Raw genomic sequence first — 14,858 nt, forward strand, 5'->3', positions numbered from 1 at the left:
TGCCGTGCCAACAGATGCATGCTGCGACGCTTTGACGACGCCAGCCGCCAATCGTCGGCAGACGGTCGTCAGGTCAGCGGCGTCCAGCTGCCATCGGCGTTGCGGCAAGCGGTTCCGCGCGCCGTGACTCCGGCGCCGCCGGAAAACACCGTCTGCGTGTACTGGCGGCAGTCCTGCGAACCGACGCGGTAGGGCTGGGCCGGAACCACCTCGCCGTAGCGCGAAGCCTGGGCGCCTTTCCACGTCACCTTCTGGCCGCTGGTCGTGTATTCCAGCGCTTTGTACTCAGCCTCGAGCGCGCTGCGCTTCTCGGTCTCGCTGAGGCCGTTGCCGATCGCCCCGCTGATGAGGCCGCCGCCCATCGCCGAAATGATCGTCGTGGTCACCTTGCCGCTGGAAGGAGGTGTCGAGGCCGGTGTCGCTGCCACGGTTGGACCCTTGCCGCTCAAGGTGGTGCAGCCGGAAACAGCCAGCAATGCGGAAACAAGCGCGACGCGAATCTTCATGCCAACAACCGGTTTTCTTGAGTTGGAGCCTGCCATGGATGCGCCGGGGGCCGCGTCATCGAGAAGTCGGCGTGGCCATAATATTGATATTTGTCGGAAATTTGGCCGCTGGCCGCTGCGGGACCAATGGACATGCCGCCAACAACATCTCCCGCCCCTCTATGTCGATCGGCTCTGGTGAACATCACTGAAGGCTCCGCAATCGCACCACCGCCTTCAATCCGCCCATACCGGACCGTTCGAGCGCCAGAACGCCTCCATACTCGTTGACGAGGTCTGCGACAATGGCCAGGCCCAGACCTGTTCCGGGCTTTGTCTCGTCCAGACGCCGTCCGCGCTTCAGCGCCTCGCGCGCCTTGTCCTCGGGAATGCCCGGACCGTCATCCTCTATGCCGATCTCGAACAGGCCGGCCGGGTCGTCCTTGCCGGTCAAGGGCACGATCGAGACCTGCACCGCGCTCTTTGCCCATTTCATCGCGTTTTCAAGGAGATTGCCCAGCAGTTCCTCAAGGTCCTCGCGCTCGCCGGCGAAGACGATCTCGCCCGCCGGCAGCGACAGCGACAGATTTGTCTGCGGATTGAGCTTCCGCAGAACCCGCACCATGCGCTGCACCAGCGGCGTCACCGGCGTGCGGTAGACGACGCTGTCGCGTTGTGCCGCGACGCGGGCGCGCTGGAGATAGTGTTCGACCTGCTTCTGCATGGAAGCCGCCTGTTCGGCGATCAACTGCCCCTTGGCGCCGCCGAGCGCGCGGCCCTCGTTGAGCAGTACCGCCAGCGGCGTCTTCAGCGAATGGGCGAGATTGCCGACCTGTGTTCGCGACCGCTCGACGATGCGCCTGTTGTTTTCGATCAGCGCATTGGTTTCGTTGGCAAGCGGTTCGATCTCGGCCGGGAAGCGGCCGTCGAGCCTCTGGGCGGTGCCTTCGCGCACCATGGCGAGCGCGTTCCTGACCCGGCGCAGCGGCTGCAGGCCGAGCAGGATTGCGATCGCGTTGATGGCGATCATGCCGACGCCGAACAGGCTGAGATAGGTCAGCAGGCGGCGCTGAAAGGTGGCGATTTCCTGTTCGAGTTCGCTCTGGTTGCCCATGACGCGGAAACGCGCGGCGCGGTTCTTGGCGTCGAGGACGAATTCGCTCTCGAACACTTCGAGTTGCTCGCCGTCGATGCCTTCGGCTGCGTAGCTGCGCTGGAAGCTCGCGTTGAACGGCACCTCGGCAACGCTCGGTGACGGGATCGTCGTGGTCATCGACGACGAATGGAGATCGCCATGCACGCCTTCCGAAGCGGGCTCAACCGACCAGTACCAGCCCGAATTCGGCTCCGAGAACCGGAGGTCGCCGAGATCTGGCGCGCCGGTCAGCGCACCGCTGTCGGAGATGCCGATCGAACCGATCAGGTTGAACAGATGCGCCGAAAGCAGGCTGTCGAAGCCGCGCTCGCTGGCTTGGCGGTATAGGGTGGTGATCAAGGTGAAGATGACAACGAGCGTCACGATCGCCCAGACCGTGGAAAAGGCGATGACGCGGAACGTCAGCGAACGCGGCCACAAACGCAGCGAAAGCGGCGTCCTTGCGGTTGGTTTGAGCGGTTCCGAGTTACGCCTCCGGCTCACGCATGCGGTAGCCCATGCCGCGCACGGTTTCGATCATGTCGATGCCCATCTTCTTGCGCAGCCGCCCGACAAACACCTCGATGGTGTTGGAATCGCGGTCGAAATCCTGATCGTAGAGATGCTCGACCAGTTCGGTCCGCGAGACGACCTCGCCCATATGGTGCATCAGATAGGCAAGCAGGCGGAATTCGTGCGACGTCAGCTTCAGCGGCACGCCGCCGACATCGGCCTTGGAGGCCTTGGTGTCGAGGCGCAGCGGTCCGCAGGTCAGCTCGGACGAGGCATGGCCGGCAGCGCGCCGGATCAGAGCCCGTAGCCTCGCCAGCACCTCCTCGATGTGGAACGGCTTGGTGACGTAGTCGTCGGCGCCGGCATCGATGCCGGAAACCTTGTCGCTCCAGCGGTCGCGCGCCGTCAGGATCAGCACCGGCATCTTGCGGCCGCCGCGTCGCCAGCGCTCGACCACGCTGATGCCGTCCATCTGCGGCAGGCCGATATCGAGCACGACCGCGTCATAGGGCTCGGTGTCGCCGAGGAAATGGCCTTCCTCGCCGTCGAAGGCGCGGTCGACGACATAGCCGGCATCGACCAGCGCATCCGATATCTGCCGATTGAGATCCTTGTCATCTTCGACGACCAGTACACGCATGCGGAGTTCGATACCTGTTGAAGAGCTTTGTCGGATGGAAGAGCTTTGTAGGATTGAAAACTGGGGCAGATATAGGCCGATTCCGGCGGCCTGGGAAACGTAGCCTAAGATTGATTGGATCAGTTCAGCGGAACGACGATCTCGGAACGGCGCGGACGTTGTCCGTCCTTGCCCGGAACGAGCACGACGATGACACAGACAGGCTGACCGCCGCGCGTCGATTGCGAGGCCTTGGCCAGCGTTCCGCCATTCTGCTCAGCCACCTGTTGGCCGATGGCGTAGCAATCGGAGGCCGCCAGTACGATCGGACTGGCAAGGTCGGGCGGCGCGATGACCGGCATCGCCATCGCCTGCGACGCAAACAGCCCGGCAGCACAAAGCGCCAGTGTCGCGGTTCGGAAGTGGGAGCGAAGCGTTTTCATGACCGGCGTTGTAACGCATCGGTGCTGAACGTGAAATGAACGGTGAACGCCGCTGAAAACATCCTCGCCACACCCCTGCAACGCGAGACAGTCAACCTGGGATTTCACCGCCTCGAACAGGCGAAATCCCGCGAAAGTCCAGTCTAGACTCCGTTTTGACCATATTGAAAGCGCATCAGGCATTTTCCTGCGTCATCGCGCGAAAACGCAGCAGCCCGTGATGCACGAGCAGATCCTCGTCATGGCGGGCTTCGGCAAATTCCAGCGACAGTCGTGTCTGGCCGCGAGGGCCGATCACCAATGCTGCGTCGGCAAGGCGCACCTGGATGGCGGCCATGATGGCTAGCGTTTCGGCATCACCATGGGCTTTCGACCAGACATGCAGCGTAATCAACTGATCGTCAGTGTTCTCGATGCCCGTATCCCAGTCGAAAGCGGAGGTATGGCCGCAGGTCACGTACGGAAAAGCGGCGTTGTCGGTTGGCCGTTCGAGCAGTCCGGCGCCGCCCAACAAGGCCGACAGCGATGCGTCGCTTCTCAGCCTGAGAAACACTGCCTGCTGCAAATCGCCTGGCGCGGTCATCGTCTTTTCCTCCGGTTCCTGCGCTGCCGACTGTTGCTTTTCGGAAGCTGTCCGCGTTCTGCGTGTTCTGACAGATATAGCCATTCGACGCGCAGAGGCGATGGCGATTCGTCATCGGAATGATGGATGCCGATGATCTCGAAAGGGCGGCTTTGCCAAGACCACCGTCGCGGGCACCACGCCGTGAACATGGACTCTCGATTCCTGGTCACATATTCTCGCTCCATACAGCGTCGCATGACGCAATGTTTCCTTGCCGTTTTTGATCCAGGAAGCAATTTCGGAAGCTGATGATGCTCGATGCAGAAAAGACCAGGGCTGCGTCGCGGTTGTTGGTAGGCCACTGGGACAAGGGCACCCGTCTCGACGCCATACCCGAGGCGTTGCGCCCACAAACACGGCTCGAAGGTTACGCTGTCCAGTCGCATGTCATGGATCGCTCGGCGGCTCCGCTTTTCGGCTGGAAGATTGCCGCGACCAGTCTGGCGGGACAAAGGCACATCAACGTCGACGGCCCCATGGCCGGACGTCTCCTGGCCGAGAAAGCGGTGGAGATCGGCGGGACCGTTTCCCTGGCGACGAGCAAGATGCGCGTGGCCGAGATCGAGTTCGCTTTCCGTTTCGGCCGCGAGCTGCCGCCTCGTGCGGCACCCTATGAAATCGCCGAGGCGATGGAAGCCGTGGCGAGCTTGCACCCGGCGATCGAAATCCCGGACTCACGGTATGACGATTTCTGCGCCGTCGGGGCGCCGCAGCTCATTGCGGACAATGCCTGCGCCAATCTGTTTGTCATCGGCGAGGCGGCGGAAGACGACTGGCACGACGTGGATCTTGCAAAGCACCCCGTGATCGCGTCCGTTTCCGGAAGGTCGCAACATAGCGGATCGGGAGCAGCCGTATTGGGCGATCCTCGCATCGCGCTTACCTGGATCGTCAATGAACTGTCGGGCCTGGGCATAGCGCTTCAGCCGGGACAGGTGGTGATTACCGGCACCTGCGTGACACCGATAAGCGTCGAGGCAGGCGACGAAGTCATCGGCGATCTAGGCAGGTTTGGCCGCGTCTCGGTGCGGTTTGTCTAGGCTCCGCGCTGCCTGGCCACGAAACTGCGCACCGCCAGCACCAGCACGGTGATGATGATCAGGATCACCGACAATGCCGCGATCGCCGGGTCGATGTTGTCGCGCAAGCCCATCCACATGAGCCGCGGCAGCGTGATGGCGTTGACAGAGGTGATGAACAGGGTGACGCCGATTTCTTCCCAGGACAGCACGAAGGAGAGAAGTGCGGCGGTGACGATGCCGAACTTGATGTTGGGCATGATGACGCGGGTGGCGCGCTCCCACACAGTGGCCCCTAAGCCCCGCGCGGCAAGGTCGATGCGGCGGTCGAGCTGGCTGAGAGAGACCAGCATCAGCACCGTGGCGAAGGGCACGGTCATCACCGAATGGGCCATGGCGACGCCAAGCCAGGTGTCGTAGCCGAAGAACGCGCTGAAACCCGAGATCGAGGTGAGCAAGAAGTAGAGCGTGATCGCCGAGACCACCGGCGGCACCACCATCGGCAGTAGCACGAAGCCGACCAGGGCCGCGGTGAAGCGCGGCTGGAACATCCAGACGCCAAGGCTGAAGCACAGCGCCAGCACAGTTGAAAAGGCGCTGCTGACGACACCGATGCGGATCGAGAGCAGAATCGATTGGAGCCAGCGCGGGTCTTCGATCAGCGCCCGGTAATGGCGCAGCGACAGTTCGCCCGACGGCATGGCCAGCATGCGGCTCGGCGTCAGCGACACCGGGATGACGGCGAGCAGCGGCATCAGCAGGAACAGCGCCACGAAGGCGGCGATGATCAGCGAGACGGGACCGGGGCGGTAGGTCGGCATCAGATCAACTGCTTCGGTCTGACATATCGGAACAAGAGCGCCATCAGCGCGCCGACGAACAGCACCAGCACGACGCTGATCGCTGCACCCAAGCCCCAGTCCGGGCTCTGGAATATCCTGAGATAGATCAGCTCGGCAATCATGACGCTGCGGCCGCCGCCAAGGATCGCTGGCGTGACGAAGAAGCCGAGCGAGAAGACGAAAACGATCATCGCCGCGCCTATGATGCCGGAGCGCGTCATCGGCACGAACACCGTCCAGAAGGTGCGCATGCGGCTGGAGCCGAGCCCGCGCGCCGCCAGGAGCACGCGGTCGTCGAGGCTGCGCATGGCCGATGCCAGCGGAAAAACGGCGAAAGGAATGAGGAAGTGCGTCATGCCGACGATGACGCCGAATTCGTTGCGCACCAACGCCAGCGGTTCGGAGATGAAGCCGATCGCCTGCAGCCACGTGTTGATCAGGCCGCGATTGGAGAGCAGCGCCACCCAGCCGAAGGCACGGGTCAGCACGGAAATCCAGAAGGGAACGAGAATGCAGAACTCGGCGATCAGGCGCTGTGCCGGGGTTCCACGCACCCAGACGACGGTGATGGCGTAGGCAGCGGCCACCGAGACCACGGTGACGACCGCCGCGATGCGCAGCGTGCGGATGAACACCGACTGCACCAGATCGTCGGTGAGCAGCGCCTCATATTGGCCGAGGCCGGGCGTCGGCAGCGTAAAACTCCATTTGACGACGCCGAGGAACGGCCAGGCATAGGCCAGGACAAGAAACAGGAGCAGCGGCGCCATCAACAGCGCCGCGCCCATCCTGTCGGAGAGATAGGATCTCATGTCCACCCGATTATCCCGGCCCTGATCAGGCCGAGATGATCTTGGTGTATTCGTCGAGCGCCGGCCCGTAATTTTTGGCGTACCAGTCCATGTCGAGCGCGATCTGCTTCTTCATGTTCTCGGGATCGACCGGGTTGATGCGCTTCTTGTCGGCCGTGATCAGCGCGTCTGCCGCCGGGTTTGCAGGACCTTGGCCGAGCTTGTCGAACATGACCAGCTGCTTTTCAGGGTCCTGGGCACTGGCGATGAACTTCATCGCAGCGTCCTTGCCGCCGGGGTTGTTCTTGAGCACGGCCAGCGCACCGGGCGAGATCAGTCCCTGATCCCAGATGAACTTGATCTTGCCGCCCGAATCCTGCTCGATCAGCGAAGCGCGCGTCGACCAGACGATCGCCATCGAGGCCTCGCCATTGAGCAGCACGCTCTGGCTTTCGGCGCCGCCACCCCAATAGGCAACGACGTTTTCCTTGAACGCGGCGATCTTGTCATGGGCGCGCTTGAGGTCGAGCGGGTAGAGCGACGCCGGCGCGATGCCGTCGGCCAGAAGTGCTGCTTCCCAGCTCGATACGCCCCATTTGTAGAGCGAGCGCTTGCCGGGGAATTTCTTCACGTCGAAGAAATCGGCCATGCCGGTCGGCGCGTCCTTGCCGTACTTCTCGGAATCATAGGCGATGACATAGGAGAAGAAATAGGTCGAGGCGGCGTATTCCCAACCAAAGCCGGGCCGCATCTTCTTCTTGTCGACGATGTTGTAATCGATCGGCTCGAGAGCCCCTTGGGCGCCGAGCGTGATGGCCGAGAAGGGGTCTACGTCGACGAGATCCCAGGTCGGCGCGCCGCTCTTGAACTGCGCGGCGATGGCGCCTTCGGTCGGACCCGAACCGTCCATCTTGACGGCGATGCCGGTGTCCTTGGTGAAGGCCTGGCCATAGGCGGCATCATAGGCGGTGATGGCATCGCCACCCCAGTTGACCAGCACCAGTTCCTTGGCCTGCGCAAAGGCACCTGTCGAGCGCAGCAGCATCGGCGTGCCGGCCAGCACGAGTGCCGCCAGCTGTGTGAACTGCCGGCGCGAGATCTCGCCGCGACCTGCCCTGGCGGACAGGCTCTCGACGGCTTGTTTTTTGTTGTCATGTGTCATGTCAGTTCCCCTTTTTTGTTGTTGATAGTGCCGGAAAGCGGTGGAGCGACATCTCGCCACACCGTCGTCATTGCCCTCCATGCGGAAGGAGGAAACCCTTTTCCGCCGGCCAGGTGAGCCAGACGGAATTGCCCTTGCTGAGCGCTGCGGCCGCCACCTCGTTCGGCACCGAGACGGTAACCTTGGCGCCTTGCCGTGTCGTCAGGTCGAGCCGCGTCGCAGCACCGAGATAGGTGGAGTTGGTGGCGGTAGCGGCGATGCCATTCTCGCCATCCGCCGCCTCGCCCGATATCGACATGTATTCGGGCCGGATCGCCAGGATGGCATCGCCGCGCACGAGTTCGGCCTTGCAGCCCATGCTGACCGCGCGGTCTTCGCAAAGGCCGGTCGAGCCATTGCCGGCAGGCTTGACGCCCTTCAGCGGCAGCATGTTGATTTCGCCGAGGAACTCGGCGACGAAGCGGTTGTCCGGCCGGTCGTAGACTTCGTCGGGCGCTCCGACCTGCAGCAGTTTGCCGTGGTTGAAGATGGCAACGCGCGACGACAGCGCCAGCGCCTCGCTCTGGTCGTGGGTGACGAAGACGAAAGTGGTTCCGGTTTCCTGGTGCAGCCGCTTCATCTCGGCCTGCATCTGGCCGCGCAGGCTCTTGTCGAGCGCCGAGAACGGCTCATCGAGCAACAGCACGCCAGGTTCGAACACCAGCGCACGGGCCAGCGCCACGCGCTGCTGCTGGCCGCCCGACAGTTGCGCCGGCAGTTTCTTCTCGTGGCCCTTGAGACCGACGCGCTCGATCATCTCGCCGACACGGCGCTTGATGTCGGCGGCCGGTTTCTTGCGCACCTTGAGTGGGAAGGCGATGTTGGCTTCGACGCTCATATGCGGGAACAGCGCGTAGCCCTGGAACACCATGCCGGCGGCACGTTGCTCTGCCGGTCGGTCGGTGATGTCGACGCCGTCGCTGAACAGCTTGCCCTCGGTCGGCTGCACGAAGCCCGCAAGGATCATCAGGAAGGTGGTCTTGCCCGAACCCGACGGCCCGAGCAGGGTCAGGAACTCGCCACGGCCGATATCGAGCGACAGATTGTCCAGCGCACGGAACGAGCCGAAGCTCTTGCCGATCCCGATTGCCTTGATCTCTGCGGCACGGCCGGGTTGCTGCATACTGCCCTTTCCCTAACGCTTGTCGAAATCGTAGGCAGGGTGCCGGCTCACCGCAACCGAATAGTTTTCGCGTGATCGGCAAATTCCATTCATCTATGGCGAGATGGCGCCGCCTTGCCCTCAATACGGCAGAATGCGGTTCTCCTGGAGTTTCGACCGCAGCCATCCCGCGAACGCTTCCAGCACCGGATGCGAAGCCTTGGCGTGTTCGGAGACCAGGAAATAAGAGCGTGGCGACTTGATCGCGATGTCGAACGGCCTGACCAGCCGGCCCTCGCTCAGCGCCCGCCGGCTGGTCAGTTCGTCGCCCATGGCGATGCCCTGGCCGGCAATCGCCGCCGAAAAGACCAGGTTCATGTCGGAAAAGAAGATGCCACCCTCGATGTCGGGGTTTTCCACCTTGGACAGCGCCAGCCAGCGCGCCCAATCCTCGGTGTCGTCGAGATGCAGCAGGTTGGCGCGCAGCACGTCCGACGGTCGGGAAAAACCGCCGACCTTGTTGAGCAGCGTCGGGCTGCAGAGCGGCGTGAACGAGATTTCGCAGAGCGGCTCGACCGCCCGGTTCGGCCAATTGCCGACACCAAACGCAATGAAGGCATCGGCATCTGCGTTGCTGACATCGTCGAGCCGGCGCGGCGTCAGGATGCGCAGCGCCACGTCAGGATACATCTGCCGGAACTCGCCGATATGGGTGCACAAGAACAGCGAGGCGAAGCCGGGCGTGCAACTGACGGCGAACGAGCCGCCGACGCCGGTGCCGGCGTCCCGCGTCACCGCATCGCCCAAAACGGTGAGCGCCTTGCGCACGTCGCTGGCATAGCGCTGGCCGCGCGGCGTCAGCGCCACGCCCTTGCCGATGCGTTCGAGCAGGTCGAAGCCGAGATCGCGCTCCAGCAGACGAAGCTGATGGCTCACGGCGCTGCGGGTCAGGTGCAACTCGTCGGCGGCGCGCCAGACGCTGCCATGGCGGGCGAAGCTGTCGAGCGCACGCAGCGCTTGTGTGGATGGTATACGCAAGGAACCTCAGGTGAACCGAATTTGCACGAACCGGGAAAACATATCACTTTTTAGCGAACCGCTTCACTGCTTTCTTCTCATGCCATGGAGAAACCGGTGGCCACCTCGGCGCAAGCAACCGCCCTTGCCTGTCTCGACGGCATCCAGCCGTTGTTGTCCGCGTGGACACGCATCATCTTCGATTACGGCGAGACCGCGTGGCGGGAATATCAATCCGCCGCCTGGTATGTCGAGCGACTGAAACTCGAAGGCTTTTCTGTCGAAGAAGGCTCCGGCGGCATGCCGACCGCCTTCTGCGCACATTGGACCAACGGCCCCGGCCCGACCATCGGCATGTACGCCGAATACGACGCGGTGCCGGGCAATTGCCAGGATGCCGCTACGGTCGAGCGTCCGCGCCGGGGACTTGGCAACCAGGCCGGCGGCCACACCGACCCGCATTCCGGGCTGGGTATTTCGAGCCTCGGCGGGCTGCTGGCGACCAAGGCCGCGATGCAGCGCCACGGCATATCAGGCACGCTGCGCTTCACCGGCGAGCCGGCGGAAAAGGTGCGTGGGTCAAAGCCGATCCATGCCGCCAAGGGCTATTATGACGGCCTTGCCGGCATGATCTCCTTTCATCCGTTCTACATGCTGCCGCTCTGCAACACGGCGCGCTGGGACACGCATTGCGGCGCGGCCTACGCGATGATCTATCGCTTCATCTGCGACCAACCGGAGCGCTGGGCGCTGGCTGCGGGTGCTGCACCCATTCCGCAAGCACATTCGGCGGCGCGCGCGCCCGGCGCCAACGACGCATTGATGATGATGTACATGGCCTCCAAGGCTCTGCGCGATTCCATGCTGCCTCACCAGGGCGGCTGGTCGATCAGCGAGGCGATCCTGACGGCGGGGCAAGCGACCGCCGACAATTTGCCGGCGGGGCTGGCCGAGATTCAGTACATGATCCGCGTGCCGACGCTTGCCATGGCCGAGCAGGTCACCGCGGTGCTCGACCGCAATGCCGAGGCGGCGGCAGCGATGAGTGATTGCCGCACCGAGCGGCATTGGGTGTCGAAGTCACGACCGGGACTTGCCAATCATGCCATGGCCGAGATCGCCTATGAAGCGCTGTCGGCGGTCGGGCCGCCGCGCTGGGACGAAGACGCCAAGGCAGTCGCGCGCGAAATGCAGGTCAATGCCGGGCGCATGGCGAGCGACGAGCCGTTCATCGAAGAGCTGGAGCGCCTGATCGAGCCGCAGGCGGCGGAAGCGATCCTGCGCCGCGACCTGCCGCCCTCGCAGGTCAATTCGACCTCCGACGATTACACCGACATGAGCTGGCATACGCCGACGGCGCGCTTCTATGTCGCCCGCCCGGCGCTGCGTTCGGAGACCGGCTATCCCTATCCAGCCTGGGTGATGAATGCGCTGGGCGGTATTTCGGCCACGATCGACCCGATGGTGGCCTGCGCCTCCCGCACGATTGCGCTTGCCGCCCTTCGCCTGCTGGAAGACCAGACTGCCCGCGAGGCGGCGATGGACGAGTTCGTTACCCGCACCGGCGGCGGCATCGGCGGTTCGAACTGGATCGCACCGCTTTGCGACTACGAGCCGCCGATCGGGTTTCGCTGGCCAGAATATGTCACCACCCCGCGTGGACGCGACTGGTGGATACCGAGCAATCAGACACCCCCAAGTCACCTCACGAGGAGCATCCCATGACCGTTCATGACCGCATTGTCGCCGAGCCGTTTTCGCTGCAGCGCCGCAACCCCGCCGGCGGCACCAAGCCGCTGACCGCCTGGGGTTTTGCCAACGAGACCGACGTGCTGACCGACGTCCTGCTCGGCTCGCCCAATTTCCTGCGTCATCTGTCGACCAGCTCGCTGTCGCGCAAGCACCTGCGCGAGGCGCCCTGCAACGTGCAGATCGCACAAGCACAGCACAAGGACCTGGTCGCCGCCTACGAGCATTTCGGCGTCAACATCCACTGGCACGAGCCGACGCCCGAGCTGCCGATGCAGGTCTATTCCCGCGATTCCAGCGTCATGACGCCCTACGGCGCCTTCATCACCGCCATGGCCAACTGGTGGCGGCGCGGCGAGAACTATGCCGCGATCCGCACCTATGAAAAACTCGGCATCCCGATCTACGACATGGTCACGGCTGGTACGTTCGAGGGCGGCGACTTCAACGTCATCGAGGATGGCGTCGTGCTGATAGGCTGCGGCGGCGCGCGCACGCAGGAGGAAGGTGCGCGCCAGGTGCAGGCCTGGTTCGACAAGGAAGGCTGGGAAACCCGCATCGCCTTCATCGACGAATATTACGTCCATATCGACCTGATGGTGGTGCCGATCGCCGAAAAACTGACCGCCGTCTGCCTTGCCTGCACCGAGCCCGGCATTGTCGACTGGCTGAAGGGCAAAGGCCACGAGATCATCGACGTGCCGTTCCAGGACACGATGGCGCTCGGCTGCAACTTCATGTCGCTGGGCAAGGACCGGGTGATCGCGCCGACCTCCAGCCAGTCGCTGATCGGCCAGCTCAAGGCCCGCGGTTTCGAGGTCGCGGCCGTCGACATGAGCGAGATTTCGAAGACCGGCGGCGGCATCCACTGCATGGCGCAGGCGCTGAAGCGCGAACCGGCCTGAGCCGGCTCGCCCCTCAGCAACAAACCCGATACTGTGTCTTCGCTGCCCTTGTGAGTGCTGGAAAAATGGAGGAATAGTCTTGCGGAATGCATCGCCCTGAAATTGCCGGTTTGCGGTACTCAGGTCGTGCAATTGCTAGCCGGATTCCGAATGGCCAGTCCCGAACCGCGCAAGAGAAGAGGTCCGATCGCCGCCCGGCTGCTGGCGCTCGACGCGTGGATCGATTCCTCGCTCTACGAGATCGGCTTCAAGGCGCGCCAGTTCTGGGAATCGGCGACGATCTTCTCGCGGCGCTTCCGCGTCAACGGCTGGCGCCGTGGCATCATCGAAGTGTTGAGCGAAGGTTTTACGCTCGGCGCCGGCGGCATCGTGGTGATGCTGGCGCTGGCCATTCCGGCTTTCCAGGATACGGCCGGCGACTGGCGCGCCCAGGGCGACTTCGCCGTCACCTTCCTCGACCGCTATGGCAACGAGATCGGCCAGCGCGGCATCATCCAGCGCGATTCCGTGCCGGTCGACGAGATGCCCGATCACGTCATCAAGGCGGTGCTTGCTACCGAGGATCGCCGCTTCTTCGATCACTACGGCATCGATGTGCTCGGCCTTTCCCGCGCCATCTTCGAGAATGTGCGGGCCAATTCCGTCGTTCAGGGCGGCTCGAGCATAACCCAGCAGCTGGCCAAGAACCTGTTCCTCACCAATGAGCGCACGCTAGAGCGCAAGATCAAGGAAGCCTTCCTGTCGCTGTGGCTCGAGGCCAATCTGTCGAAGAAGGAAATCCTGCAGCTCTATCTCGATCGAGCCTACATGGGGGGCGGTACGTTCGGCATCGAGGCGGCCGCCGATTTCTATTTCGGCAAGAGCGTCAAGGATCTGAACCTCGCCGAGGCGGCGATGCTGGCCGGGCTGTTCAAGGCGCCGACCAAATATGCGCCGCACATCAACCTGCCGGCAGCGCGCGCACGCGCCAATGTGGTGCTGTCCAACCTTGTCGATTCCGGCTTCATGACCGAGGGGCAGGTTCTGCAGGCAAGGCTGCATCCGGCCGATGTCGTCGACCGCGGCGAGCAGAAAAGTCCGGACTATTACCTCGACTGGGCATTCGACGAGGTCAAGAAGATCGCCAAACCGGGCCAGCACTCGCTTGTTGCCCACACCACCTTCGACGCGAACATCCAGAAGGCAGCGGAAGAATCGGTGGAGTTCCACCTGCGCCAGTTCGGCAAGGAGTACAACGTCACCGAAGGTGCCGTCGTCGTCATCGAGACCAACGGCGCCGTGCGCGCCATCGTCGGCGGCCGCGACTATGGCGCCAGCCAGTTCAACCGCGCCACCAAGGCGCTGCGCCAGACCGGCTCGTCATTCAAACCCTATGTCTATGCAACGGCGATGGAACACGGCTTCACGCCCAACTCCATCATCTCCGGCGGCCCGATCAGCTGGGGGTCCTGGTCGCCGCACAATTACAGCGGCGGATCGGCGGGCAATGTAACTCTGATCATGGCTATGGCCAAATCGATCAACACCGTGCCGGTTCGGCTGGCCAAGGATCACCTTGGCATCGGGCCGATCAAGGCCATGGCCGAGGCGATGGGCGTGGAATCGCCGCTCGAAGCGCACAAGACGATGGTGCTGGGCACCTCGGGCATGACGGTGATGGACCAGGCGACGGGCTACAGCGTGTTCGCCGACAACGGTTTCGTCGGCTTCCGGCACGGCATCAGCCAACTCGTCACCCGCACCGGCGAGGTGGTTTATGATTTCGCCAAGGATGCGCCGCCGCCACACCGGGTGTTGTCGGAGCAGGCGCTGAAATCGATGAACACCATGCTGGCGGCAGTACCGGTGATGGGCACGGCGCGGCGGGCCCAACTTCCCAACATCGTCGTCGCCGGCAAGACGGGCACGACGCAATCCTACCGCGACGCCTGGTTTGTCGGCTTCACCGGCAACTACACGGCGGCGGTATGGATGGGCAATGACGATTTCACGCCGACCAAGAACATGACCGGCGGCTCGCTGCCTGCGATGGTATGGCAGCGCCTGATGGTCTATGCGCACCAGAACATCGACCTCAAGCCGATCCCGGGCATCGACAAGCCCTTCGTCGACGAGGAGATCGCTGCCAAAGCCGAGGAAGCACAGAAGAAGAGCGACGCGCAGGCGGTGGCCGATGCAGCCGCCGAACGGCCGCCGGTGCTGTCCAGCCGCACGACGCAGACGCTGCGGGACATGACCAGCCTGTTCCAGTCGGCGCCCGTCCTCAATACGCCTCAACCGCCGGAGACGCTGTCGGCGCTGTGATGGCGCGCCTCTTCCTTCTCCACCTGTGGGAGAAGGTGGATCGGCGCGCAGCGCCGAGACGGTTGAGGGGTGCTGGCCGGATCACCGTCCTTGCGAAGCTGGAACACC

The 14,858-nt window shown here is 63.5% G+C and carries 14 protein-coding genes; 4 read left to right on the forward strand and 10 right to left on the reverse strand.

Annotated elements, in window-relative coordinates:
• Positions 1–68 precede the first annotated feature (68 nt).
• The 5 genes from MESCI_RS24440 to MESCI_RS24460 all read right to left on the reverse strand — a co-directional run bounded on the left by MESCI_RS24440 (position 69) and on the right by MESCI_RS24460 (position 3,778).
• The gene (locus tag MESCI_RS24440; RefSeq protein WP_013532637.1) at positions 69–506 is read right to left on the reverse strand and encodes a hypothetical protein; all 438 of its coding nucleotides are present in this window, start codon (positions 504–506) and stop codon (positions 69–71) included.
• Positions 507–690: 184 nt separating this feature from the next.
• Positions 691–2,124 carry an ATP-binding protein gene (locus MESCI_RS24445; RefSeq protein ID WP_013532638.1) on the reverse strand — a complete coding sequence of 478 codons (1,434 nt, stop codon included), beginning with the start codon at positions 2,122–2,124 and terminating at the stop codon, positions 691–693.
• Positions 2,108–2,773, reverse strand: a complete 666-nt coding sequence (locus tag MESCI_RS24450; protein ID WP_013532639.1) for a response regulator transcription factor — start codon at positions 2,771–2,773, stop codon at positions 2,108–2,110. The genes MESCI_RS24445 and MESCI_RS24450 overlap by 17 nt, the downstream gene beginning before the upstream one ends.
• A 119-nt stretch (positions 2,774–2,892) precedes the next feature.
• Positions 2,893–3,195: a hypothetical protein gene (locus MESCI_RS24455; protein WP_013532640.1), complete on the reverse strand. Its 303-nt coding sequence runs from the start codon at positions 3,193–3,195 to the stop codon at positions 2,893–2,895.
• A 175-nt stretch (positions 3,196–3,370) separates the two neighbouring features.
• Positions 3,371–3,778, reverse strand: a complete 408-nt coding sequence (locus MESCI_RS24460; RefSeq protein WP_013532641.1) for a DUF3168 domain-containing protein — start codon at positions 3,776–3,778, stop codon at positions 3,371–3,373.
• 293 nt (positions 3,779–4,071) lie between these two features.
• Here MESCI_RS24460 and MESCI_RS24465 point away from each other — a divergent pair, with 293 nt between their 5' ends.
• Positions 4,072–4,860, forward strand: coding sequence for a 2-keto-4-pentenoate hydratase (locus tag MESCI_RS24465; RefSeq protein WP_013532642.1), 789 nt, complete (start codon positions 4,072–4,074; stop codon positions 4,858–4,860).
• On the opposite strand, the gene MESCI_RS24470 is transcribed toward MESCI_RS24465, so the two are convergent.
• From MESCI_RS24470 to MESCI_RS24490, 5 genes are all read right to left on the reverse strand, one after another.
• Positions 4,857–5,660 (reverse strand): ABC transporter permease, encoded by an 804-nt coding sequence (locus MESCI_RS24470; RefSeq protein ID WP_013532643.1) that lies wholly within the window; start codon positions 5,658–5,660, stop codon positions 4,857–4,859. The two genes, MESCI_RS24465 and MESCI_RS24470, sit on opposite strands and share 4 nt — an antisense overlap.
• Positions 5,660–6,493 carry an ABC transporter permease gene (locus MESCI_RS24475; RefSeq protein WP_013532644.1) on the reverse strand — a complete coding sequence of 278 codons (834 nt, stop codon included), beginning with the start codon at positions 6,491–6,493 and terminating at the stop codon, positions 5,660–5,662. The genes MESCI_RS24470 and MESCI_RS24475 overlap by 1 nt, the downstream gene beginning before the upstream one ends.
• Positions 6,494–6,518: 25 nt before the next feature.
• On the reverse strand, positions 6,519–7,634 hold the full coding sequence (locus MESCI_RS24480; RefSeq protein WP_013532645.1) for an ABC transporter substrate-binding protein: 1,116 nt from the start codon (positions 7,632–7,634) through the stop codon (positions 6,519–6,521).
• A 67-nt stretch (positions 7,635–7,701) separates the two neighbouring features.
• Positions 7,702–8,796, reverse strand: a complete 1,095-nt coding sequence (locus tag MESCI_RS24485; protein WP_013532646.1) for an ABC transporter ATP-binding protein — start codon at positions 8,794–8,796, stop codon at positions 7,702–7,704.
• Positions 8,797–8,916: 120 nt separating this feature from the next.
• The gene (locus MESCI_RS24490; RefSeq protein ID WP_013532647.1) at positions 8,917–9,813 is read right to left on the reverse strand and encodes a LysR substrate-binding domain-containing protein; all 897 of its coding nucleotides are present in this window, start codon (positions 9,811–9,813) and stop codon (positions 8,917–8,919) included.
• A gap of 84 nt (positions 9,814–9,897) precedes the next feature.
• Here MESCI_RS24490 and MESCI_RS24495 point away from each other — a divergent pair, with 84 nt between their 5' ends.
• The 3 genes from MESCI_RS24495 (at position 9,898) to MESCI_RS24505 (ending at position 14,750) form a co-directional block, all read left to right on the forward strand.
• A complete protein-coding gene (locus MESCI_RS24495) occupies positions 9,898–11,517 on the forward strand; it encodes a zinc-binding metallopeptidase family protein (protein ID WP_063167697.1) in 1,620 nt (539 codons plus the stop codon).
• On the forward strand, positions 11,514–12,446 hold the full coding sequence (locus tag MESCI_RS24500) for a dimethylarginine dimethylaminohydrolase family protein (protein WP_013532649.1): 933 nt from the start codon (positions 11,514–11,516) through the stop codon (positions 12,444–12,446). The genes MESCI_RS24495 and MESCI_RS24500 overlap by 4 nt, the downstream gene beginning before the upstream one ends.
• Before the next feature lie 150 nt (positions 12,447–12,596).
• Positions 12,597–14,750: a transglycosylase domain-containing protein gene (locus MESCI_RS24505; RefSeq protein WP_013532650.1), complete on the forward strand. Its 2,154-nt coding sequence runs from the start codon at positions 12,597–12,599 to the stop codon at positions 14,748–14,750.
• Positions 14,751–14,858 lie beyond the last annotated feature (108 nt).

It is taken from the genome of Mesorhizobium ciceri biovar biserrulae WSM1271 (genome assembly GCF_000185905.1).
GTDB classification, from domain to species: domain Bacteria; phylum Pseudomonadota; class Alphaproteobacteria; order Rhizobiales; family Rhizobiaceae; genus Mesorhizobium; species Mesorhizobium ciceri.